The 22850-nt window shown below is 72.0% G+C and carries 25 protein-coding genes; 13 read left to right on the top strand and 12 right to left on the bottom strand.

Going from position 1 to position 22850, the window contains the following annotated elements; translation table 11 throughout:
• Window positions 1–15: 15 nt before the first annotated feature.
• From ABZ374_RS36530 to ABZ374_RS36520, 3 genes are read right to left on the bottom strand one after another with little or no spacing between them, the layout of a single operon-like run.
• Window positions 16–1440, bottom strand: a complete 1425-nt coding sequence (locus tag ABZ374_RS36530; protein ID WP_360319661.1) for a hypothetical protein — start codon at window positions 1438–1440, stop codon at window positions 16–18.
• A gap of 51 nt (window positions 1441–1491) precedes the next feature.
• Entirely contained in the window at window positions 1492–1998 is a 507-nt protein-coding gene (locus ABZ374_RS36525) for an ATP-binding protein (protein ID WP_360319659.1), read from the bottom strand.
• Complete coding sequence (locus ABZ374_RS36520) at window positions 1995–2906, bottom strand: MEDS domain-containing protein (RefSeq protein WP_360319657.1); 912 nt, start codon at window positions 2904–2906, stop codon at window positions 1995–1997. Before ABZ374_RS36520 ends, ABZ374_RS36525 begins: the two co-directional genes overlap by 4 nt.
• 428 nt (window positions 2907–3334) lie before the next feature.
• On the opposite strand from ABZ374_RS36520, the gene ABZ374_RS36515 reads away from it, so the two are divergent.
• Window positions 3335–5551, top strand: coding sequence for an SDR family oxidoreductase (locus tag ABZ374_RS36515; protein ID WP_360319655.1), 2217 nt, complete (start codon window positions 3335–3337; stop codon window positions 5549–5551).
• A gap of 110 nt (window positions 5552–5661) precedes the next feature.
• Here the strand turns inward: ABZ374_RS36515 and ABZ374_RS36510 are convergent, their stop codons facing one another.
• Window positions 5662–6093, bottom strand: a complete 432-nt coding sequence (locus tag ABZ374_RS36510; RefSeq protein WP_360319653.1) for an EboA domain-containing protein — start codon at window positions 6091–6093, stop codon at window positions 5662–5664.
• Between the two features lie 328 nt (window positions 6094–6421).
• Between ABZ374_RS36510 and ABZ374_RS36505 the strand changes: the two genes are divergently transcribed.
• Window positions 6422–6856 carry an SRPBCC domain-containing protein gene (locus tag ABZ374_RS36505; protein ID WP_360319651.1) on the top strand — a complete coding sequence of 145 codons (435 nt, stop codon included), beginning with the start codon at window positions 6422–6424 and terminating at the stop codon, window positions 6854–6856.
• 57 nt (window positions 6857–6913) lie between these two features.
• On the opposite strand, the gene ABZ374_RS36500 is transcribed toward ABZ374_RS36505, so the two are convergent.
• Window positions 6914–7204 carry a VOC family protein gene (locus ABZ374_RS36500; RefSeq protein WP_360319649.1) on the bottom strand — a complete coding sequence of 97 codons (291 nt, stop codon included), beginning with the start codon at window positions 7202–7204 and terminating at the stop codon, window positions 6914–6916.
• 177 nt (window positions 7205–7381) lie between these two features.
• Between ABZ374_RS36500 and ABZ374_RS36495 the strand changes: the two genes are divergently transcribed.
• The 4 genes from ABZ374_RS36495 to ABZ374_RS36480 all read left to right on the top strand — a co-directional run bounded on the left by ABZ374_RS36495 (window position 7382) and on the right by ABZ374_RS36480 (window position 10467).
• Complete coding sequence (locus ABZ374_RS36495; protein ID WP_360319647.1) at window positions 7382–7537, top strand: hypothetical protein; 156 nt, start codon at window positions 7382–7384, stop codon at window positions 7535–7537.
• A gap of 266 nt (window positions 7538–7803) precedes the next feature.
• Window positions 7804–8352, top strand: coding sequence for a hypothetical protein (locus ABZ374_RS36490; protein ID WP_360319645.1), 549 nt, complete (start codon window positions 7804–7806; stop codon window positions 8350–8352).
• A gap of 73 nt (window positions 8353–8425) precedes the next feature.
• A complete protein-coding gene (locus tag ABZ374_RS36485; RefSeq protein WP_360319643.1) occupies window positions 8426–9769 on the top strand; it encodes a histidine kinase in 1344 nt (447 codons plus the stop codon).
• Window positions 9766–10467, top strand: coding sequence for a response regulator transcription factor (locus tag ABZ374_RS36480; protein ID WP_360319641.1), 702 nt, complete (start codon window positions 9766–9768; stop codon window positions 10465–10467). Before ABZ374_RS36485 ends, ABZ374_RS36480 begins: the two co-directional genes overlap by 4 nt.
• A gap of 44 nt (window positions 10468–10511) precedes the next feature.
• Here the strand turns inward: ABZ374_RS36480 and ABZ374_RS36475 are convergent, their stop codons facing one another.
• Window positions 10512–11444, bottom strand: a complete 933-nt coding sequence (locus ABZ374_RS36475) for a sigma-70 family RNA polymerase sigma factor (RefSeq protein WP_360319639.1) — start codon at window positions 11442–11444, stop codon at window positions 10512–10514.
• A 238-nt stretch (window positions 11445–11682) separates the two neighbouring features.
• Between ABZ374_RS36475 and ABZ374_RS36470 the strand changes: the two genes are divergently transcribed.
• Window positions 11683–12300, top strand: a complete 618-nt coding sequence (locus ABZ374_RS36470; RefSeq protein ID WP_360319637.1) for a hypothetical protein — start codon at window positions 11683–11685, stop codon at window positions 12298–12300.
• Window positions 12301–12339: 39 nt separating this feature from the next.
• Here ABZ374_RS36470 and ABZ374_RS36465 read toward each other — a convergent pair whose 3' ends face one another.
• From ABZ374_RS36465 to ABZ374_RS36455, 3 genes are all read right to left on the bottom strand, one after another.
• Window positions 12340–12588, bottom strand: a complete 249-nt coding sequence (locus ABZ374_RS36465) for a hypothetical protein (protein WP_360319635.1) — start codon at window positions 12586–12588, stop codon at window positions 12340–12342.
• Window positions 12585–12884 carry a DUF6247 family protein gene (locus tag ABZ374_RS36460; protein ID WP_360319633.1) on the bottom strand — a complete coding sequence of 100 codons (300 nt, stop codon included), beginning with the start codon at window positions 12882–12884 and terminating at the stop codon, window positions 12585–12587. The genes ABZ374_RS36465 and ABZ374_RS36460 overlap by 4 nt, the downstream gene beginning before the upstream one ends.
• A gap of 237 nt (window positions 12885–13121) precedes the next feature.
• Window positions 13122–13631, bottom strand: coding sequence for a hypothetical protein (locus ABZ374_RS36455; protein WP_360319631.1), 510 nt, complete (start codon window positions 13629–13631; stop codon window positions 13122–13124).
• 3 nt (window positions 13632–13634) lie between these two features.
• Here ABZ374_RS36455 and ABZ374_RS36450 point away from each other — a divergent pair, with 3 nt between their 5' ends.
• Both ABZ374_RS36450 and ABZ374_RS36445 read left to right on the top strand, forming a co-directional pair.
• A complete protein-coding gene (locus tag ABZ374_RS36450; protein ID WP_360319629.1) occupies window positions 13635–14585 on the top strand; it encodes a hypothetical protein in 951 nt (316 codons plus the stop codon).
• A 1175-nt stretch (window positions 14586–15760) separates the two neighbouring features.
• Window positions 15761–16678: an NAD(P)-dependent oxidoreductase gene (locus ABZ374_RS36445; RefSeq protein ID WP_360319627.1), complete on the top strand. Its 918-nt coding sequence runs from the start codon at window positions 15761–15763 to the stop codon at window positions 16676–16678.
• Here ABZ374_RS36445 and ABZ374_RS36440 read toward each other — a convergent pair.
• A complete protein-coding gene (locus ABZ374_RS36440) occupies window positions 16671–17474 on the bottom strand; it encodes a GNAT family N-acetyltransferase (RefSeq protein WP_360319715.1) in 804 nt (267 codons plus the stop codon). The two genes, ABZ374_RS36445 and ABZ374_RS36440, sit on opposite strands and share 8 nt — an antisense overlap.
• A 211-nt stretch (window positions 17475–17685) precedes the next feature.
• Here ABZ374_RS36440 and ABZ374_RS36435 point away from each other — a divergent pair, with 211 nt between their 5' ends.
• Together ABZ374_RS36435 and ABZ374_RS36430 are read left to right on the top strand one after the other, a co-directional pair.
• Window positions 17686–18060, top strand: a complete 375-nt coding sequence (locus tag ABZ374_RS36435) for a hypothetical protein (RefSeq protein ID WP_360319625.1) — start codon at window positions 17686–17688, stop codon at window positions 18058–18060.
• 117 nt (window positions 18061–18177) lie between these two features.
• A complete protein-coding gene (locus ABZ374_RS36430; protein ID WP_360319623.1) occupies window positions 18178–18399 on the top strand; it encodes a hypothetical protein in 222 nt (73 codons plus the stop codon).
• Between the two features lie 108 nt (window positions 18400–18507).
• On the opposite strand, the gene ABZ374_RS36425 is transcribed toward ABZ374_RS36430, so the two are convergent.
• Window positions 18508–19749, bottom strand: a complete 1242-nt coding sequence (locus ABZ374_RS36425) for a PrsW family intramembrane metalloprotease (RefSeq protein ID WP_360319621.1) — start codon at window positions 19747–19749, stop codon at window positions 18508–18510.
• A complete protein-coding gene (locus ABZ374_RS36420) occupies window positions 19746–20240 on the bottom strand; it encodes a hypothetical protein (RefSeq protein WP_360319619.1) in 495 nt (164 codons plus the stop codon). The genes ABZ374_RS36425 and ABZ374_RS36420 overlap by 4 nt, the downstream gene beginning before the upstream one ends.
• Before the next feature lie 347 nt (window positions 20241–20587).
• Between ABZ374_RS36420 and ABZ374_RS36415 the strand changes: the two genes are divergently transcribed.
• Window positions 20588–21610 (top strand): alpha/beta hydrolase-fold protein, encoded by a 1023-nt coding sequence (locus ABZ374_RS36415; protein WP_360319617.1) that lies wholly within the window; start codon window positions 20588–20590, stop codon window positions 21608–21610.
• Window positions 21611–21650: 40 nt separating this feature from the next.
• Window positions 21651–22745: an alpha/beta hydrolase-fold protein gene (locus ABZ374_RS36410; protein WP_360319615.1), complete on the top strand. Its 1095-nt coding sequence runs from the start codon at window positions 21651–21653 to the stop codon at window positions 22743–22745.
• Window positions 22746–22850 lie beyond the last annotated feature (105 nt).

The raw sequence follows: 22850 nt of genomic DNA, 5'->3' as shown, positions 1-22850 counted from the left end.
GCGTCCGGAAGGACCCTACGGGATGTCGGCGACGATACGATCACGGACAACGACCAGTTGGGCTCGCCGGGTTTCGTCGAATCGGATCTCCGCCTCGGCCGTGCTGTCGTTCACCGGAAGTCGACGCCGATCCTCGATCAGCGCGGTCAGCCGCGGCAACGCGCCGACCGCCCGCCGGCCCATGTCCGCAAGCACCGGCAGCGCGTGTTCCCCCACGTACCGATCTCCGGCGACAGCGGACAACTCGGCGACGAGCCGGTCGCCGATCCCGGCGTCCAGGGCACCCCGATGACGCCAAACGACCCCCGCCAACTCGTACTTGAGCACCGTTTCGTGCTCGAACAGCGCCATCGCCTGCCGACCCTGCCGCTCCGTCAACCCACCACACGCCATCAGCCCGACCAGCGCCCGCCCCACGCGACGCCGATGCGTCACCGCCTCGATCGGCTGCTCCGCCAACCACGCGTCCACCTCGGTGCGCCCGCCGGGCGGCCGGCGCGCGGCGAAGACCGCGTCCAGGTCCGGCACGGCCTCGATCGGTGCCGGCGCAGCCGGTTCGCCCGTCGGCACCGGCCCGCCCCCTTCCGCCGCCCACAGGTCGACCGCCGCCCGCCACAGTTCGTCCGACAACCGCAACACGCGCAGGGTCTCCGCGCGCAGCTCCGGGTCGGTACCGGCCGCGACCTCGGCCAGCGCGGGCAGCAGTTCGACCGGTGCGGTCCGCCACAACCGGATCGCCGCCGACGCCATGTCCAGGCCGACCCGGCGCACGTGCGGGTCCTCGTCGGCGAGCAACCGCCGCACGATCTCCTGGCACTCGTCCTCGTGATCGTGGCGGGCCAGCCGCCACGCCCAGGCCGAACCCCAGTTGCGGGCGCCGGGCCCACCCCGGCGCACGGCCGCCGGCAGATCGGCCGAGATCGCCTCGTTCAGCGCCTGGAGCCACGCCCACGGCAGGCCCTCCACGGGCAACATCCCCAGCGCCGCCACCACGCGCACCGCCGGATCGCCGTCCTCCAGCAGCCTCGTGAACGTTTCGTCGAAGGTGCCGGCCCGCGCGTGCAGGGCCGTCACGGCGGCCAGTCGCACATCCGGATCGGCCAGGTCGGGCAACCGCGCGGACACCGTCTCGGCATCCCGCGTCGCCACGAACAACGTCGCCGCCGCGACCCGCACACTCGGCTCCCGATCCACCAGGTACGCCTCGGCGTGCTCGCCGACGACCGGCCAGGTCTGCCCGAACTCGGCCAGTTCACAGAGCAGTTCGATCGCAGCCACGCGCGTCCGGAGCGCTTCGGCGTCGGTGAGTTCGAGCAGCAGCCGGGTCACCGGTCCGTCCCGATCGGCGCGCACCGCCTCGAAGATCGCCGTACGCTCCGGACCGGGCGTGGCCGCCGCGCCCGAGACCACGGCCCGGGCGATCTCCCCTTGATTCGTCATCCGCCCGACGGTGTCACACCCGGGCGTCCGGCGCTGCGATGCCGGCCGCCGTCAGGGGCGTTCCGCCCCCGCCTCGGCGTTGCCGCAGGTCTGTTCGTCCTGCGGCAGCCGGGGCGCGGGGTCCGGGGCGGCCAGGTGCATCGTCATCCGGACCACCACGCCCTCCGCGCACTCGGCCACCTCGACCTCGTCGCACAACGCCCGGGCGATCCACAGGCCGCGGCCGGGTGTCTCGTGTTTGTCGGTCAGCCGCGGGAAGGTTCGCCGTCGGCAGCCGTTGTGCTCGTCACTACTCGCGTGGATCTCACACACCACCCGCCCGGTGCGCGGCACGCAGCGCAGCAGGGCCGGCTTCGAGCCGGCGGTGACCGCGCACGCGGCGATCTCGTGCACCGCCAGGACCAGACAGTCGGGCCGGTCGTCGGCCAGGCCGACCGCGTCGGCGTGCCGGCGCACCACCGCGCGCACCAGGCACAGGTCCGAAGCACCGAACGGCAACACCTCCACCGGGCCGCCACCGGTACGGGCTCGGGCGCGATCGTGCTTCGGGCCGGTCACTGCGTTCCCCCACTCCGCTCCCCGGACGGACGGTCCCCGTCCACGATCAAGCCACCCGCGCCGCTCCAGCCGAGCAGGTCGAGCACCTTGCGTACGGCCGGCCCGGCGGCACGCAGCACCAGCCGCCGGTGCGGGGCCAGCGCGCCCGCGGTCCGGTACAGGGATTCCATCGCGCCCAGGTCGGCGAACTCCAGCGCGGACAGGTCGACCACCAGGTCGTGTCCCGACTGCGCGAGGGCCGCCCGACGCAGCGCCTCCTCCAACAGGGCGTGGGTGGCCACGTCGGCCTCGCCGATCAGCCGCAGGCCCAGGGTGGTGTCGGTGACCTGGAGGCTGGGCGGCCGAGCGTGCCCGGTGCCCGCGACGATCGGGTGCAGTCGTTCCTGGGCGTCGACCTGGACGGAGCTGAACTCGCGCGGGTCGTAGAGGCAAAAGCCCATCGCCCGGCGGCCGGGCAGACCCAGTCCCGCGAGCCGTTCGAACTCGTGCAGGTCGTCGTACGCGACACCGCCCGCCCGGCCCCATGTCATGTCACCGCAGACCCGCAGGCCCCGAAAGCCGTCCGCGAGTGCCTGGTCCACCGCCGCGAAGAACGTCTCGGCCATCCCCTCGGGCGAGAACTCGCCTTCCCACAGCGGCGTTCGGCCGACATCGACGACCACGAGCGAGCCGTCCGCCTCGCGTTCGGCCGGCCACGCGGGCCCTTCGGACAGCGTACTCATCAGCCAGGTCCGGTCGCGCCGACCGAGCAGACACAGCACCCGATCGTCGGCGGACAAACCGTCCCGAACATAGCTGTGCACCGCGAGCCGAACGATCTCGTCGTCCGCCGACACGAAGCAGCAGTGGCTTCCGTACGCCATCGATCCCACCGCGGCCACGGTGGCCCCGGCCTGGGAAGTGTCCATCTACGCATGCCCCCTGGTCCTGGCGCGCTCGGGCAGACCCGGGCGCTCGTCCCGCTCCAGACCGTAGACCCCCCGGGTGCCGCCACCGAGCGAAAACAGTCAAGAAAGCTTCTTTCGGGGGTATCGGCCGGCCGGCCGAGGCACAATCGTTGGTTCCCGGTCACCACCTTGGCCGGCCGCGAGCCGGCCTGCGCTCGCCCTCGATCGCGAACCCGATCGGGTGACGCCGACATCGGTTGGCCCAATACCGTCCGGGTGCCGACCGTTCGGCGACTAGCGTCCTGACGAAACCCACTCGTCCCAGGGAAGACCTCGACCACGCATGCCCCGGCGCAGCGCGCCATCGGCCCGACTCGCCGCGTATCGACCCGGTCGACATGACGCCCCGTCCGGCCATCTGGAAGAAACTGCAAGGAGCTTGCTGATCCATGCGCGTCGCCATCACCGGAGCCACCGGATTTCTCGGCCTCCATCTGCTCCGCGAATTGCTCGACCGACACCGCACGATCACCGTGTTGTCCCATGCCGGCTCCCGCGGCGCGCTCGACCGGATTCGGGCCTTTCTGGAAGTCATCGCCGCTCCCGACGAGTTGGTGCGGCGGCTCCCCGAGCGGCTGCGGATCGTCGAGACCGATCTGACGCTGCCTCGGCTGGGCCTGCCCCGGGCGGACTTCGCCACGCTGGCCGACTCGCTCGACGCGATCTGGCACTGCGCCGGTGATCGCCGGGTCGACGCCGGCGCGGCCGAGTTGCGTGCGGTCAACGTCGAAGGCACCCGGCATCTGCTGGAGTTGGCCGAGATCGGCCGACGCCGGCCGCGTGTGTTGCACATCAGCACCGCGTATGTGGCCGGTGCCCGGCGCGAGGGCACGGTGAAGGAGGAACTGCGCGACGACGCGGGTGGTTTCGAGAACGACTACGAACGGTCCAGGTACGAGGCCGAGGTGCTGGTCCGGGACTGGGCGGCCCGATCGGGTCGGGCGGCGATGATCCTGCGGCCGACCACGCTGGTCTCCGATCGGCCGGGCGTGCCGGGAAATGCCCTGCGCTACCTGGTCGAACGCGCCGAGGCGACCGGCGGTTGTGCGGCGCTGGGCTGGGCGGCGCGGTTGCCGCGGCGGCTGCGGCCGGTGTTGCGACTGACCTCGGCGCCGGAGGGCCGGCTCAACTTCGTGCCGGTGCACGAGGCCGCGCGGGTGATGACCAGGCTGGCCGACGTCGCCGGGTCCGGCGGTGTGGACGTCTACCATGTGCGGCATCCGCAGGACGTGCCGATCGAGGTCGTTCGCGAGGTGTTGGCCGAATTCCTGCCGGTCCGGCTGCGGTTCGTCGCCGAACCGCCCACCCGGCCGACCGGCGTGGAGCGGCTCGCGGAGGCGCACGCGGCGTTCACGCCGTATCTGACGCACCGTCGCAGCTATGACGACTCGGGCGTACGGGCGCTGCTGGGCGAGCCGCGTTCGGCCGTCGGGGTCGATCGCGACTACCTGGTGGACTGCGTTCGGCCCGGTCACAGCGGCCGGCGGGGCGGCGCGCTCCCGCACCCGGAGCAAGGTCGGCAGGATCGGGTCGGTTCGGTCGAACTCGGTTGCGTGCTGCGCTTTCGCGGGCTCGCGCCGACCGTCGAGGATCTGCGCGAGGCGGTGGCGGCACGGTTGTGGCGGGTGCCCACGCTGGCGTACCGCACGGACGGCGGCTATCGCCGACGCGGCCCGCTGGATCCGGCCCGGCACGTACACGCGCAGGCGGCCGGGCCGGGGCGGCTCGACGCGGCCGTGGACGACGCGTTGGCGGCTCGGCTGCCGCGGGACCGGCCGTTGTGGGAGGCCCGCCTGGTGCACGGCCACGCGCGCGACGAATGGGCGGTGATCGTCAAGGCGCACCCCGCGCTGCTGGACGGCGCGTCGGTGGTCGAGGTGGGTCGGCGGCTGTTCGGCGTGGAGCCGATCGACGCCGCGCCGACGCACCGGCCGGCGGTCGGTGATCCCGGGGTGCGGGCCCGGGTGCGACCTCCGGTGCCGCCGGCCGGCCGGCCGTTCGCGACGCGGGGCCTGACCGGCACGCGGCGGCTGGCCTGGTTGGCGCTGGACGCCAGGCGGCTGCGTGCGGCGTGGGCCGACCCGGACGAGTTGTTCCTGACCGCGCTCGCGGGCGCGCTGCGGGACGACGCGGGCGTCCCGTGGCGGCGCGGGCCGCGACCGGTCTGGGCCCTGGTGCCGACTTCCTGCGGCGATTCGCACCACCCGGAGCCGGGAGCCCATGCCCGCCCCGCGCGGGTGCGGCTGCCGTGCGACCAGGCGGATCCGGCCCGACGGCTGACCCTGGTCACGGAGGCGATCCGGGCGGCGCGCCCGGCTGCCGGCGCACGTTGGCGGTTGCGGGCGGCGACCTCGCCGTGGCAGGTGGATCTGGCGGCGGGGCCGATCCACCGCTGGTTGCGCCGGCCGTACGCGTTCCGCGGGTCGCCGTTGATCGGCGCGGTCCCCTTCGGCGGCCTGCCCCGAGGTATGCCGTTCGGGATGTTCCTGGCCACCTTCGAGGACAGCCTGTACGTGAGTGCCGTGGCCGACACCGGCCTGCCCTCGGAGTTCGCCGAGTCGCTGTGCGCGTCGTGGACGACGGCGCTGGACGAACTCACCGCCTGAGCCCGGACGAGAGGGCCACCGGGCGGCCTGGGATCGGGCCGGGTCGGCCACCCATGGGTGGGTGGGGGGTGGCCGACGTCGGTGGTCGGAACGGTGTCGAGCGTGTTCGGTCAGGCCCTGGTCGGGTCGGTCGGGGGGACGGCTGCGGCGAAGTGGGCGGCGGCGATCAGGTGGGGGTCGCCGGTGCGCAGGGCGTCCTCGACCAGGGCGGTGGCCAGTGCCGGATCCTGTCGGGTCACCGCGAGGTAGGGCAACGCGCGCAGCACGGCCCGGCGTTCGTGCGCGTCGCCGCGCCAGTACAGGGTGCGCAGGTGGGCGGACAGGTCGCCCTCGGGCGTGCGGTCGGCCAGTTCGGCCAGCGCCAACACGCGTGCGGCGTCGTCGCAGGTCCAGCCGGGCAGCCCGATCAGCGGGGCTCGGCCACAGGCGCGGCCGGCGGCGGCGAAGGCGGTGAAGTCGGCGAGTGTGGGCCAGTCCTGGCTGCCCGGTTTGGCGGACGCGGTGAACGCGCTTCGCAGAGCTGCGATCGGCGGGTGGGGCATGGGCGGATTCCTCCCGATGGCCGGCGATGCGGAGTACGCACCTGTGGCTGTGCGTTCCCCATCCCCGGTGATCGCCAATCGACGAATCGCCGGTGGGCGGGGCGGGCGACCACCGGCAGACGCACCGAGCCGATCTCTTATTTCCGGCAAAGGAGTTCAATTGCCGACAAAAGATCCCCTCGGGGTTCGGCACTGTCCACACTCCGACGGCACTTTCCGGCCGCGGCGGCGCGCACGGCGCACCGACGGCGCAAACTTGACCTTCAGCGGACCTTTCGCGAACCGTTGGCGGGCTGACGTGGGCGTTCGCGAGATCTACCGTTGATGCATGGTCCGTGAACCGCTCGTCGAGGTCAGTGTCGTGATCGCCGCGCCTGCCGAGGCGGTCTGGCGCGCCCTCGTGGACGCGGACACGCGCGCGTCGTGGTGGAGCTACCTGGATCTGGACGCGCGGGTGCACGGTCGGCTGTCCGAGCGCTGGAGCGGGGCGAACGGCGAGGCCCGCCTGACCACCGGCCGCGTCGAGGCGCTCGACCCGTGTCGGATGTTGCGGTTCACCTGGGCCGACGACGACTGGGCGGCGTCCACGACGGTGACCATCGAGCTGACCCGGGCCCGCCCCGGCACCCAGCTCCGGGTCCGCGAGACCGGCTGGAACCGCCTCCCGGACGGCCCGAACCTGGCCGCCGCCCACCGCGACGGCTGGGGCGCCCACGTCGAGGACCTCCGCCGCTTCGCCGAAGCCGCCGGCGGCCCGCGCTGACCGCGCCGACCGCCCGCGCAGCACCGACCGCGGTCGGTGCTGCGCTTCGCCGACCGATCACCCGGCCCGCACCACGACCTCCACGTGCCGCCCGTCCGGGTCGGTCGACCGGTGCCGGCCCGGCCCGAGCGGCGAGGTCTCCAGGGTCAGGCCGAGCCGCAGATAGCCGGTGAGCCGATCGGGCCGCGCCGGATACAGCTCCACCACGACGCCGTCGGCGAGCGTCGCCGCGTAGTGCTCGGGACCGGTCCCGTGGCGTTCCCGGACCAGGTCGAGACCGAGCGACCCGTAGAAGTCACAGCACGCGCCGAGTCGGGACGTATAGACGACGATCAGATCCAGGGACATGGGCGCCAGTCAAGCACCGGCGCCGCCGACCCGTGGTCGCCGGCGGTCGCCATCGGCGTGGGCGGTACTGTGGTGGCGCCGCTCGGAGGACGAACGGCGGAGCGGGCCGTCTGCGGTTCGTGCGACCGGTTCGGCCGGTGGCACGGTCGTACGGCTGCACCACCTTTGGGAGTCATCGTGTTGAACGCCCTCGGCGCCTTCGCCGAACTCACCCCTTTCCTCGTGGTCGCGGTCGGCTTCACCTTCGTGATCCGCGGCATCCTGCGCGCGGACCGACGCGAACGCGAGCACTACGCCAAGAAGGACGCCGAGGCGCACACGCCCTCGTCCTGACCGGCGGACCTCGGCCACCGTCCCGAGGCCCCGAATTCCCGCATCGGCCGAGGCCGCCGGGTCGTCCGCGACCCGGCGGCCTCGTCGTTCCGGCACGCCGACCCCCTACCCCGGTATCACTTCGGGGTTGGCGCCGCGGTGTGATGTCCACCGCCGTCCCGCCTCCTACCTTGGGAAACACGACGCCGTCCCCGGCGCCGAGCACCACACCCGAGTACCGAACAACCCGCGCCGCGTACTCGGGGGCACACCCCAAGGACCTCGCCATGACGCTCACCGCCGCCCGCCCCACCCCCACTCGCTCTCATGCCGGTCGCGTCCCTCGCGCACTGCGCCGATGCGTGCCGAGTTCGCCGCGCGAGGCCGCCCGCCGCTCGGTGTACGCACTGATCGCGCTGCCGCTGGGCCTGCTGAGCATCGGCCTGGTGCTCACCGGTCGGTCCTCCCGCGCGGCCCGACTGCGACTCACGGCGGCCCGGCGCTTTCTGGATTCGGGGCCGGCCGACGCGACCGCCGGGGCCGGCCCGGGTGCGCTGCGGGTGCTCGGCCACAGCCTGCCGGACGCCGCACTGGGCATCCCGACGCTGATCCTGGCCGGCTACGCGTACGGCAACACGCTGCGCAACCTGACCTACCCGATCTGGTACGGCGACACCGACTATCACCACGCGTGGGGCGGGCCGACCCTGGCCGGGGTCTGGGCCGTGCACGCGATCGGCGGGCTCGCCTTCCTCGCGGTGTGCCTGTGTCTGATCAAGGCGCTCACCGACGTGCAGGCCGGGCTCGCCCGCCGCACGTTCGCCTCGCCGGCCTGAACCGGAGGTCGCCGTGCACACCGCCGTCGCCGAGTCCGACCGACCGGCCCACTCGGGCATACCATCACCAACCGTGAAGATCGTTCGACCGTCGACCCTGGTGGCCACGCTGCGCGAGACGGTGTCGCCGGGCTCGGTGGCCGCGCTGCCGCCCGGCCGCCGCAGCACCCGGGTATTGTTCGTGCTCGCGTTGGCGGGCGCGGTGGCCGGGTGGCTCGACCTGTACCAGCACTACGACGTATCCGGCGCCGGCGCGACGATCGCCGCCATCGCCCGCGCTGCCCCGATCCTGCTGTGCCGGTATCGCCCGTTGGCCGCCTGGTGGTTGGCGCTGGCCGCGGCGATCGCGACGGCGCTGCCGACCCATCCGGTGTCCGACTCCGAGCCCTGGCCGTGGGCGGTCACCTCGGTGTGGTCCCTGGTCGTGGTGCTGTCGGTGATCGCGCTGCGGGCGCCGCGGCGCGTGTCGGTCGCGTTGTGGCTGATCCTGATCGCGGCCGGTACGGCCCTGGTGTTGTCGCGCGGCCCGGTGCAATTGGACGCGCTGCTGCCGGTGACGATCCTGTCCGCGCTGGCCCCGCTCACCGCCGAGGCGATCGGCGGCCGAAGCGCCGCCCAGCGCCGACTGGTCGTGGTCGAGGAGATCAGCCAGGCCGAGCACGCCCGGCGTACCCTCCTGGAGGAACGCACCAGGATCGCCCGCGAGTTGCACGACGTGGTGGCCCACCACATGTCGGTGATCACCGTGCAGGCGGACAGCGCGCCCTATCGGATCGCCGACCTGCCGCCCGCCGCCGTCGACGAGTTCGCCTCGATCGCGGCCGAGGCGCGCCGTTCGCTCACCGAGATGCGCCGGCTGCTGCACGTGCTGCGCCGGGACACGGACGCCGACACCGAGCACAGCCCGCAACCGGGCCTGGCCGAGCTGCCGGTCCTGATCGAGACCGCGCACCGGGCCGGCCTCGACGCGCACCTGTCCGTCGCAGACACCGTGCCCGCACCCGACCGGGTCCCGGTGGGCGTACAACTGTCCGCGTACCGGCTGGTCCAGGAGTCGCTGAGCAACGTGGTCCGGCACGCCCGGGGCGCCACGGTACGCGTCCACGTGACCGGGGACGCCTCGGCGCTGCGAATCACCGTCGTGAACTCCGCGCCCGAAGCGGCCGAACCCGCGGGGGCTTCGGGAACTCCGGGGGCCGCAAAGGCTCTCGGCCGCCCCGTCGAGCCGCACCTGCAAACGTCCGCCGCGGCGGCCGGCACCGGCCACGGTCTGATCGGCATGCGCGAGCGGGTCGCGATGCTGGCCGGCGAGTTGCACACCGAGGCGCTGCCCGACGGTGGCTTCCTGGTCGCTGCCATGCTTCCCCTACCGCCGGCCGACACCACGCCGGCCCCGACCACCCCCGGAGCGGCATGACCACCGTAGTGATCGCCGACGACCAGGCGATGATCCGCGCCGGCTTCGCCGCGCTGCTCGCCGCCCAACCGGACCTGGAAGTGGTCGGCGAGGCGGCCGACGGCCGCGAGGCCGTGCGGCTGACCCGGGTGGCCCGGCCCGACGTGGTCCTGATGGACGTCCGGATGCCGATCCTGGACGGGCTGGCCGCGACCCGCGAACTGCTCGGCGGACCGGGCGGGTCGGCCCCGGCGCCGAAGGTGTTGATGCTGACCACGTTCGACATCGACGACTACGTCTACGAGGCGCTGCGCGCGGGGGCGAGCGGCTTCCTGCTCAAGGACGCCTCGCCGGCCGACCTGATCGCCGCGGTCCGGATCGTCGCGGCCGGCGACGCGTTGCTCGCGCCCTCGATCACCCGTCGGCTGATCGCCGACTTCGCCCGCAACCGGCCGATCACCCGGGCGAATTCGACCCGCCTGGGCGCCCTCACCCCGCGCGAGACCGAGGTGCTCGGGTTGATCGCCCAGGGCCGCTCCAACAGTGAGATCGCCGCCCATCTCGTGCTCGCCGAGCAGACGGTGAAGACCCATGTGAGCCACATCCTGGGCAGGCTCGACCTGCGCGACCGCGCCCAGGCGGTGGTGTTCGCCTACGAGAGCGGTCTGATCACCCCGGGCACCGCGAACGACGGGAACACCGCAGGGCCGTCGAACTGACCCGACCCACAACGGAGTCGGGCCGTCGACGGCGCCCGGACGGTTCAGTCCGTGGGCAGCCCCAGCAGCCCGCCCAGCTCCGGGTCGACCGGACCGCGCGGCCCCGCCAGCTCCTGGATCTCGGGCCGGGCCAGGCGGGTGGGGTCGGCCAGGATGTTGATCTCGACGATCCGGTCGCCCACGATGGTGAAGTCCATCACCCCGAACGGGTGGCCCCCCGGCGCGTTCAACAGGCCCGGCGCCCCGTTGATCAACACCGGCCGGGCGTACTGCGCGAAGCGGGCGAAGCTCAGCGCCTGCTCGACCACCGCACGGGCGCCGCGGACCAGTTGCGACACACCGATCGGGCCGCCACCGGTGTCGGCGCGGAGCAGGACGTCGGGGTCCAGCAGGTCCAGCAGGGCCTGGAAGTCGCCGCCCCGGGAGGCGGCGAGGAAGGCGTCCACCATCCGGCGCTGCCGAGGCAGGTCCGGCTCGGGTGCGGCCCCCTGGACCTTGCGCCGGGCCCGACTGGCGAGTTGCCGGGTCGCCGCGGTCGACTTGTCCACGATCGGTGCGATGTCGTCGAACGGCATCGCGAACATGTCGTGCAGGACGAAGGCCAATCGTTCGGCGGGCGGGAGCGTGTCCAGCACGACCAGCATCGCCAGCCCGACCGAGTCGGCCAGTACCGCGAGTTCCTCGGGGTCGGCTCCCTCCGCCCGGGAGACGATCGGGTCCGGTACGTGGGTGTCCCACATGTCCTCGCGCCGGGACTTGCGCGAGCGCAGCATGTCCAGACACACCCGGCCGACCACGGTGGTCAACCAGCCGCCGAGGTTGTGCACATCGCCGATGTCGGAGCGGTCCAGCCGCAACCAGGTCTCCTGTACCGCGTCCTCGGCCTCGCTGAACGAGCCGAGCATGCGGTACGCCACCGCCCGCAGGTGGCTCCGGTTCTCCTCGAACCGTTGGGCCAACACGTCGTGCTCCGTCATCGTTCGTTCTCCCGTTCCCGTTCCGGCGGCGCTGTGGCCGACGATTTCCAGACGATATGACACCCGGAATCCACCGTCCCGACGCCCCGCCCACAGCCGGACCGGGCAGGATTGGTCGGTACGCCCGGCCGGCCTCGTCGGTGGTGAGGGACTTCCCGCCGATCCGCGCGCAAAGGTGTCCCCCCGACCGAACCCCTGATTGCATGGACGCGGCAACCGGGAGCAAGGAGGCGAGTACGTGCCCAGGCCACGGCGAAGCGTGTCCGTGCGGCGCGGCGCGGTACCGCCGATCGTCCTCGCCCTGCTCGCCGCCGCCTGCTGCGCGGCCTGCGGCGACACCGCGGCCGCGGCCCCGGATCGCCGGATCACCGGCTATTCCGACGGTGTCGTCTCGGCCACCACCTCGTGGCAGGGCCGGCCGCTCGCCCTGGAGTTGGCCGTGGGGGTCGGCACCAAGCCCGAACCGCCCAGGGTCACCGATCAGCTGCCGCAGGTCGGCACCGCCCCGCAGGGTGCGCGGTTCGTACTGATCGGCCTGTACGCCCGACTACGCCCCCCGGCCGCCGACTCCACCGGCTCGGGCCCGGCGGACTGCACCTTCGGTTACGGCCAAAAGCTCGCCGACGAGGTGGTGCTCCGCCTCCCGGACGGCCGCCGCGTCCCGGTCCTGAACGCCTCCCCGCAGCCGAATCCCTATCTCGCCTCGGTCGAACTCGCGTTCCAGGTGCCCCGATCCTTCCGTGCCGGCACGCTCGACCTGACCCCGACCGGCACCCTGCACGCGGTCTGCCCCAGCGGCCCGGCCGACATCCCGCTGACCTTCCCCACCCACCACTTCACTCTCACCACCGACTGAGCCGAACCCACCCGGGTCGCCGCGAACCCCGCACCGCGCTCAGCCGATCCACACCAGGTTGATCACGCTCACCATCACCCGGTTCTCCTGCACGATGTACGTCGCGAAGCCGTGCGCCGCGAACGCCGCCTCCAGGGTGTCCTTGAGACCGCCGCTCATCCGCGCGCCGGCATTCCACGGGTCGTTGCGCAGTCGTCGCTCCAGTTCGGCCCAGGCGCGGCGGGCGGCGGCCGGCAGGGTGCGCCGGATCGCCTCGGCCTCGACGTGATACTCGACCCCATAGTTCACCGGTGCGCCCGGAACAACCGGTCCGTGCGCGGCGTCGGGACGACCCCCGACAGGTCGCCGTCCCGAATCCGTCGGGCCCGTTCCAACACGGCCTCGTAGTCCCCGTTGCGGTGGTGCACGAGCCGCCGCTGCCACGGGATCAGCACGTTCGCGAGCTGGGCCAGATCCCCCGCGTCGCGCGCGTAGTCCAGCGCCCGGCCGTACTCGTCCTCGAACTCCTCCCTTGCCCCGTCCGGCAGTTCGGCCCGCAACTGCCCCGGCGTGGGCCACAGGGCGCCGCCGGTATGGATGGTCACGTCCGGAGTGGATGGATCACGAGGTGCCGTCATGCCTCCAAGCGTCGCACCACGGACCCGCCCGACACCCCGGCACGCCGAAAATCGATCTCCCGGACACCCCGATGGCCCCAGGGTGCGTCGTCCATCCCCGAAGGTCGCCCGGGCAGTTCGCGGCACGGTCGGCCGATCCCGAAGTGGCGCTCCGAGCACGGCAGTTGCCGTTCCGGTCCGGAGCCGACGCACACCCGCGCCCGCTCACATCCCCAGCTTGCGCCACGCCATCCGCAGCGCTTCCAACTCGCGGCGCGGGAACGGCCGCCGCCAGTCGGCGTACCAACCGTCCTCGCCCAGGTCGCCGTCCACCCGGTCGAACCCGCGCAGCACGCTGCGCGCGAGCATCTCGATCGGGTGGCGCGCCTCCCACAACACGTCGCCGGGCCGAGTGCGCACGGACGCGTCGGCGTATTCGACGATCCGGATGTCCACCGCGTCGCCGTCCGGACTCAGGTGCCACAGATAGCCGTTCGGCTCGGCCTCGAACATCACCTTGTGGTCACCCGCCTCGCCGAGCGCGAGCCGGGTGACCGCGCCGATCAGTTCCTCGGGCGCGTAGGTGATGTAGGAGACGAGCAACTGCGCCTCGCCCGAATGGTCGGCGATGGTGCAGTCGGCCCAACCGGAACCCGACAGGGTCCAGGTGAACCACAGCGATGCCTTCATTCCGGACATGTTGCCGGCCTGATCGCCCTGCGGCTCTAGGATCACCGGATGGATCGCACGAATCTCACCCGGCCGGGCGGTGACTGGGACGCGTTGCGCCTGGACGTCCCGGAGTCGGCGCGACCGTCGCTGCGCCTGCTGGCGGCGCACAACCGCAGATTCGTACTGATCGACACCTCCGCCGAAAGCGGCCCCGAAGCGTACGCACCCTCGCCGCTACCGACACCGGCCCCACTGCTCCTCGCCGAGGTCGACCCCGAGTGGTACGGCGTGGACTACCGCTGCCCCACCCCGTACCGCTCCCCGCTCGCCCCGCTGCGGGCCGCCGAGGCACGCGCCGTGGGTACGGTGAACGACCCGGCCTGGTACCCCCGTTGGGCTCACCGCATGGCGGACGAGCTGAGCCGGAACGGGCCGCTGTACGGCGGCACGTGGGTGTTGTCGCGGGACATCGATCGCACCCGGCTGCGCTTCCCGGAGTTCGCCGCGCCGACCCTGCCTTCGTGGCCCGAGGGGCACATCGACTTCAACGCGCACACCTACCACTACTGGGAGATCCTGCCACTGCACCCGCTCGCGTCGGCCGAGGACGGGCGGGTCAAGGCGTATCGCAAGCAGGTCCGGGACGGCTCGCTGCCACCGGTCCTGGTGTGGTGGGTCAGCATGCTCCAGACGCACCTGGTCCTGGACGGCCACGACCGCCTGGCCGCGTCGCTCGCCGAGGGCCGGGTACCACCGCTGTTGGTGCTCTCCCGCCCGACGGAACACGACGTGTACGTGGCCGGTCCGGTGGACGGCTACGAGCGCCGCATGGCCGCGATCGCCGATGTCCCCGAGGTCTCCGCGAGCAACGCGGTACGCGACGCCGGCCGGCAACTCGCCCGAGACCTCTTCCGCCTCCGCGCCGGCTACGGCCTGACCCGAGCCTGGCCCCTCAAGGGCGGCGTACCCGCATGGCAACACCTGGTGGCCCGACACGCCCCCGACTGGACCCTCTGACGTCGACCCGGTCAACTCCCCGACCAGCCCCATCGGTCCGTTCGACCCGACCAGCCCCGTCGGTCCGACCGCCCCGGTCAATCCCATCGGTCCGATCGACCCGGTCCGTACCACCCCGAATCCGCACGTCGAGCACCGCCGCCGCCCCCACCCGCCGATCCCGCACCGCCTCGGCCCGCACCGCCGCGTGATACAGCAACCCCGCCCCCACCTCGCACGGCACCCGGTAGCGCACCGTCCACACCACCTGCGCCCCCGGCCCGATCGGCACACCAGGCTCCGGCTCCACCACCACGACCCGCTCCGGGTCGAACACCCGCCCCCGAAACCACTCCGCCGCGCCCCCACGATTACGCACCACCAGCCGCCCCTCGACCACCTCCCCGAGCACCGCAGCCACCCGCGCCCGCTCGAACCCGACCTGCACCGCAAGCCCCGAATCCCCCACCCGCTGCCCGGCCAGATCCGCCCCGCACAACACCCCCTCGCAATACCCATGCCACGCATCGGCCACCGACGCCCCGCACAACCGACAACTCCCCATCAACCCCACAAGCGCCCCCAACCGCAGCTCCCCCCACCCCCCGAGACGCCCAACCACCACCTCCCGTTCCATCCCCGCCCCCACCCGACAAACCCCCTCCGCGCTCCCCTTCCCCCCAACCCCAACCTCCACTAACGTGCGCCCACACCCCAACCCACCAGCCGACCCAACACCCGAAAACACCCGCCCAAGGAACACCCCCACACACCCGCAATCCAACCCAACCCTCAACCCCCTCCAGCCCATCCGCCGCTTGAGAGCAAGCCACCCCCGAAACCAGCCCGCCCGGCACTCGAGGACAGGCCGTCCACAGGACACCCCAAACGCCCACCGAACCACCCGCCCCCCAACCTCCCAACCCCTCCAGCCCGCCCAGCGCTTGAGGACAAGCCCCCGCAGGACACCCCAAACGCCCACCGAACCACCCGCCCCCCAACCCCTCCAGCCCGTCCGGCGCTTGAGGACAGGCCGTCCGCAGGACACCCCGACCCACCCACCCCCCCACAGCCCGTCCGGCGTTTGAGGACAACCGACCCAGGCCAATCCAGCCCGTCCGGCGCCTGAGGACAAAAACCCGAACGCCACCGAACCCATCCCACAAGCAAAGCGCAGCGAACTGCACGGAGGACCCATGACACCGCCCCTGACCGGCGCCAAAATCGTCGTCACCGGAGCCACCGGCCAAGTCGCCGAACCGGTCGCCAAGATCCTCGCCCGCGACAACGACGTATACGGCGCGGCCCGCTTCCAGGACGACGAGGCCCGAGCCCGCCTGGAGGCCGCAGGCGTCACCTGCGTCAAGATCGACCTCGCCGCCGGCGACGTCGCGGCACTTCCCGCCGACGCCGACTACGTGATCAACTTCGCCGTCGCCAAGAACGGCGACTGGAACATCGACCTGGACGCCAACGCCGGCGGCGTCCTGTCCCTGATGGAACACCACCAGGCCGCCCGCGCGTTCCTGCACTGCTCCTCCACGGCCGTGTACCAGCCCGCCGGCCACAAGGAGCTCGCCGAGAGCGCGTCACTGGGCGACAACCATGGCGTGTGGTCGTTCCTGGAGACGTACAGCATCTGCAAGATCGCGGCCGAGGGCGCCGCCCGCTGGGGTGCGCGCCGCTTCGCGCTGCCGACCACGATCGCGCGCCTGTCGGTCCCGTACGGCGACAACGGCGGCTGGCCCGGGATCCACCTGGAGATGATGCTCGGCGACGCCCCGATCGACGTGCACACCAACGCGCCGAGCATCTACCACCCGATCCACGTGGACGACATCGCCGGCACGCTCCCCGCGCTGCTCGCGGCGGCCACGCCCGAGGTGTGCACTGTCAACTGGGGTGGCAGCGACCCGGTGAGCATCGAGGAGTGGTGCGGCTACCTGGCCGAACTCACCGGCGTCACACCCGAGTTCAACCCCACCGACGCAACCATCGACTCGGTCACGCTGGACCTGACCCGGATGCACGCGATCACCGGCCGCACCACCGTGAACTGGCGGGACGGCATGCGCCGGATGGTCGAGGCGCTGCACCCGGAGCTGCTCAAGTAGCCTGCCCGACCCCCGCGTTCGACCCGCCGTCGGAACGCGCGATCGCATGCTCGGTGACCGGCCCGAGTACCTCGAAGCCCAGCTTCCGGTACACGGGCTCACCCACCGCCGAGGCCTGCAACACCGCGACGGGATGGCCCTCGTCGACCGCCGCGTCCAACGCGGCCCGGGTCAGGGCCGCGCCGTACCCGCGCCGGCGATGCGCGGCGAGCGTCGCGATGTTGTACACACCCGCGACGCCGGCGTGCAGGAACACCTCGGCGGTGGCCACCGGCCGCCCGTGCGCATATCCCACCAGGTAGCGCGCGGCGGATTCGAGCGCGGCCTGTGCGGTCAGTTCGGCGAACCGTACGACGTCCCGCGCGGACGGTGTCCAGAGCGCGGCGAGCACCTCGGCGAAGTCGAGCAGCCCGGCGCGCGTGCGCACCCGCTCGATCCGGAACCCGTCCGGCGGCACGATCTCGGCACCGGTGCTCCGACTCCACCGCGTCCACATCGCCACCTCCTGCTCGGCGACCGGCAGGCCGTACGCCACCAGGCGCTCGGCCAGATCCGTCGGCCGCGACCCCTGGGTGACCCACCACGAGAACGGCCGCCCGGTCGCCGCGACCCGGTGCACCGTGCGCTCGACGGCCGGCCCCACCGTGCGTTCGGTCAGCCGCGCGCCCGCGACGATGTTGTACGTGTCGTGCGTCAGGCCGCTGTCCGCGACGAGCACGTGATCGTCCTCGTATACCCGCATCCCGGGGGTCACCCGATGCAGGTGACAGGCGTGCTCGGCGAGATTGCGGTCCATCGCCTCGATCGGTGCGCTCACCCGGCCATTGTCACCGGGCCGTCGGCGCCCGCCCAATTCATTTCGCCCCGAGGACGTGGACGGCGGGCGGGGTGTCCGAGGGCGTGCGGCGCGAACGCGTGATGGGCCCACACCGGCGCGAGCGCCGGCGTACCGCTCCCGAAGGGCAACCGTGCCGAACCCGTGACCGGGCGCCGGCACACTCGGCCGCGTGACCGAATCGTCTGACACCCCGACACACACCGAGGATCCCGCCTGGCACTCCGTCCGCTGCCTGTTCCATCATCAGCCGGACATCTACGAGGAACGCATCACGTTGTGGCACGCCGGCAGCCTCGCCGAGGCCATCGCACTGGCCGAGGCCGACGCGCTCGAATACGCCCGCGATGTGAACGACGCCGAATACCTGGGTCTCGCACAGGCGTTCCGGCTGTTCGACGCGCAGGTCGGACACGGCATGGAGGTCTTCTCGCTGGCCCGGGACAGTCCCCTGGAACCAACCGAGTACCTGGACGCGTTCTTCGATACGGGAACCGAGCGACAACGCCGGATCATGGCCGACACCGAGTCCCCGGATGCCCGGTGACGACGCGACCCGACATGTCGCCCGGTGTTCATCCGGCTCGGGTTCACAATGTCGGCTTCGCACGCGACGATGGAGGGGCAACTGCCCTATAGATAGGCATAGGTAGGGAGGAGCACCGTGGATGGACTCGTCGTGCTCGCCGTGTCCGTGTGTCTGCTCGGCCTGACCGTGCTCCTGGTGGCGCGTTCGCTCGGTCGTCGTGACCTCAGCACCGCACCCAGGGACCTGCTGCGCCAGGACCGGCTCACCGATCTCGAAGAGAGCGCGTGGGCGCAGGACACCGAATGGCCCCGACAGGCGAACCGGCGTACCGCGCCGGACTCGCGCACCTGTCGCTGACCGACCGCATCCGGATCGACTCCGGGCCGCCGCGCCGGCGCCGCCCCGGAGCCGACCGGACCGGCCGCCTCCCCGCCCAGGCCCGTCGAGGCCGCCCACGACCGGCGACTACGGCACTTCCGGCAACTCGGAACGCACCCTCGCGTGCTGCGTCGGCGCGCCCGGCGACTCGGGCGGTTCCGTGTCGGCGGCCCGCACCTGGGCCCGCGCCCGGTCGATCCGGCGGTGCCAGCGGGCCACCCCGGGGTCGGTGGCCGGATCGGCGGAGCGGGCCAGCGCGACGCCATAGCCCAACTGGGCGCGCTGCAATCGGCTCTGCGCCCAGGCCGCCTTGCGGCCGTGTTCGCGCCGGGCCGCCTCCACCGCCATCTTGCGGGTCTTGTTCGAGGCGAGCGCGGCGAGTTCGCGCAGCGGCAACAGCTCCGGCTCGTCGCCGACCGCCTGCGCGAACCAGCGATACTCCTGCCGGGCCGCGCACCGGTAGACGAAGCTCGCGACGGCGAGCACGACCAGCCCGTTGAGCACGATCTGCACGATGGTCAGGTACCAGTCGGTGCGCCCCAGCACGATCTCCGGCAGCGGCGAGTTGTTCACGAAGTGCAGGCCCCACGCCACCGTGTACAGCGCGCCGGCCGCCGCGAGCCGAACCGCGAGCGGCCGCCGCACGCCGACCAGCACGTACGCCGCGCCCGCGCCGGTCATCGCGGTGAACGCCGCGTGGCTCCACAACCCGTTGACGACGGCACGCACGAAGAAGCTGGCCATGATCCCGCCGGTCCAGGTCTCGCCCGCCTGGATCGCGGCGTTCAGCGCGTACATGATGTTCTCGACCACCTGGAATCCGAGACCGACCAGCGCACCGAAGACGAATCCGTCGAGCACACTCTCGAAGACCCGGCGGTTGATCAGGATCAGCACCACCACGCCGAGCAGCTTGAGCGTCTCCTCGACCACCGGCGCCGAGATCGAGGCGCCCCAGTCGGTGGCGAACTTCGGGTCCAGCTTGGCCAGATAGCTGAGCACGTTGTCGTTGGCCACAAGCGCGAAACCGGTCGCCACCACGCCGCCCCAGAGCACCGCGGCCACGCAGAACGCCGGCGGCTCGCGCTCGAACAGGTCCAGGTGGGTGGTCACCGCGAGCGCCGGGATCAGCCACAACGTGTGGACCACCACGCTCAGGACGATCGCGCCGGAGGGCGCGGCCGAGGACAGCCGGATGAAGTTGGGCACCACGCTCGCGGCGCCGAGCCCGAGCACGATCGGGTACAGCCAAAAGGCCGCGCGCGTGGGCTGCACGATGCTGCCCGCGTCTCGACGGCCCCGGCGATCGGTCAGCGGAGCGACGCTCACGAGTCGACCACCTCCACCGAGTCCAGCATGGTCACCACGTCGTCGGCGATCTCCGCGGTGAGCGGCGCGGTGTGCCGGGCGGTGAGCGAGATCCCCAGGCCCTGGCCGCCGGCGACCAGCACGGTGAGCGTGCCGGCCACGGTGTTTCCGCTGATCGGCGCGACCAGCCCGGTCAGCCCGCGCGCGGTGCTCACCGAGGCCGGATCGCCACCGATCCGCCCGTGCCCGGTCGCCTCGTAACGACGCACCGCCGCCTTGAACGCGCCCACCGCCGACGACTGCCGACCCAGCGGCGTCAGCCGATAGGTGGTCGCGCCCTTGACCAACACACTGACCAGATCGCGCTGCGAGGCGCCCCGATCGATCTGCCAGTCGGGCGCCGGCCGGTAGCGGAAGGTGCCCAGCGTGACCACCTGGCCGGCGCGCACCGGCGCGGCACCGACGAGGGAGCGGTTGAGCAGATAGGGAATCGCGATCACGAACATCATCACGACGGCCACCACGACCGTCGCACGAAGTCCGTGCGTACGCGGAATCGGCCCCGACCTCGAACCCGGACTCGACTCGGGAGAGGGGGGCCGCGGAACGGGTGCGGTGAGGGACAAGGGGCGACTCCTGTCTTCGGCCGACGGCGTTCTCGCCGGTACCCTCGCCGCCGCCGAATGTCACTCGTGGCTCGACCGAAGGGGTGACCCGGTCACGGTAAAATCACGAAAACGCTGTTTTCGTCCCGCCGATCGATGGACGGCTGTTACAGAGCCGTCGAGTGACCGTTTCGATGTCCGGTTAAGGTCGTTTTTGTCAACAGCACCCCCTGACGCCTGCCGGAGCTCTTCCCTTGAACCCCCTTTCCGCACGCCGCCGTCGAGCGACGGCGCTGCTCGGTGCCGTACTCGTCGCGGTGACCGCAGCCGCGTGTGGCTCGCCGGGCGATACGACGGCCGAAAACGCCAAGTCCACGGCGGCGCCGACACACTCCGGCACCGCGGCGAGCCCACCCGCCAAGCCCACCGCGCCGAGCAAGGTGGTCGCGCCGACCGGCCCCGCCACGAACTTCACGACCGCCACGACCACCTCGGTCGGGCCGATCCTGATGACCTCGTACACCGGTCCCAAGTCGGGTGTCACCGGCAAGGTGTGGGTGTGGCTGCCCCCGGAGTACAACGACCCGGCGTTCGCGAAGCACGGCTTCCCGGTGCTCACGCTCTACGCCGGCGGCCAGAGCAACGGCTACAACACCTGGACCGACAACCAGTTGCCGATCCAGCAGGAGGCCGTCCGCCAGTCCCGGGCCGGCACCAGCCATCCGTTCATCATGGTGATGCCGGTGCAGAACCTGGAGAAGGACGAGAAGCGCAGCCTCGAATGCAGTGACATCCCGGGGCAGCCCAAGATGGGCACCTGGATGTCGCAGGACATCCCCGACCTGGTCAAGGCCAACTTCCGCACGCTGCGTGATCCCGCCGGTTGGGGCGTGATGGGCGCGTCCACCGGCGCGTTCTGCAGCGTCAAGCTCGCCCTGCAGCACCCGGATCGGTTCAAGGTCGCGGTGCCGATCGACGGCTACTTCAACCCGGACTCCCCACTGTGGAAGGGCTACGAGGCCGAACGGCTGGCCAACAGCCCGGAGAAGCTGATCGCGGCGGGCAAGGCCGACATCGACGTGCTCGCGACCGCGGGCGGCGGGGATGCGGCCGAGGTGCGGCTGGTCAAGGCGTTCGTCGCGAAGGCCGCGCCGCCGGTACGCATCGAGTACTACGAGCAACCCGCCGGCAGGCACCTCACGTCGCATTTCAAGAAGATGCTCCCGGACCTGCTCGGCTGGCTCGGCCGGCACATGTCCCCGCCCACCGCCGACTGACCGTGTCCGGACCGTCGCTGAATCCCCCTGGAAGACCACAGTGAGCCTGACCGGTACTCCCTTCTATATAACGACCATCGTGCTCGCCATCGCGGCGCTCGCACTGGCCATGGTCGCCTGGAACCGCATTCCCGGACCGAAGCCGGTCAGAGCCGTCGCCCGGCTGTTCATGCTGGTCACCTGCCAGGCCACGGCCATCCTGATGGTCTTCGTGATGGTCAACAACGCGAACAGCCTCTACGACACCTGGGACGACTTCCTGGGCACCGGTGGCAGCCACGTGACCGAGGCCCGCGAGCCGGCGCCGCCGCCGGCGCCCGAACACAAGCTGACCAGCAAGTTCGAGCCCGCGTCGGACGGCAAGATGGGCGACGGCGTCCAGCAGACCACGCTCAAGGGCCCGCAGTCGGCCGTCGAGGCCGAGGTCTACGTGTGGCTGCCGCCGCAGTACAAGGACCCGGCGTTCGCGGACAAGAAGTTCCCCGTGGTCGAACTGCTGCCCGGCTACCCGGGTTCGGCCAAGGCCTGGTTCGGCACGCTGGACGTCAACAGCCAGCTCAAGAGCCTGATGACCAAGGGCGAGGTGGCGCCGTTCATCCTGGTCTCGCCGCGGACCAAGCTGCTCGCGGGCAACGAGGACACCGGCTGCGCGGACGTGCCGGGCAAGGCCAACGCGGACACCTGGATCTCCGGCGACGTACGGCGCATGGTGATCGACAACTTCCGCGCCGAGTCCGACCCCAAGCACTGGGCCATCGCGGGCTACTCCGCCGGCGGCCACTGCGCGGTCCGGATGGCCCTGCTGCACCCCGACCGCTACGGCGCGGGCGTGAGCCTGTCCGGCTACAACGACCCCAAGGGCGAAGCCGACTCGGTCACCTCGAAGGACCCGGCCCTGCGCGTCTCCGCCAACCCCCTCACCATCCTCAAGAACGCCCCCCAGCCGCCCAAGACCTCCCTCTACCTCGCCGGCGAAAAGGGCGACGGCTACGGCGACGCCCAAGCCCTCAAGGCAGCGGCCAAGCCCCCCACCGCGATAACCCTCGCCGAAATCTCCGGCGGCGGCCACGGCACCGACGTCTGGCGCCGAATGGTCCCCGACGTCTTCCGCTGGCTCACCAAAACCCTCCCCTGACCCACCCCACCCCCAACCGACGCCGCCCCCCTCAGCCCGGCCGACACCCAAGACCACCCCAACACCCAACGCCGGCCGGGCCCAATCCAGCCCGGCCGGCACTTG

Origin of the sequence: Embleya sp. NPDC005971 (genome assembly GCF_040629175.1) — a bacterium.
Taxonomy (GTDB): domain Bacteria; phylum Actinomycetota; class Actinomycetes; order Streptomycetales; family Streptomycetaceae; genus Embleya.
Note: the sequence above shows the minus strand (reverse complement) of the source record. Positions and strands in the feature narration are given on the sequence as shown.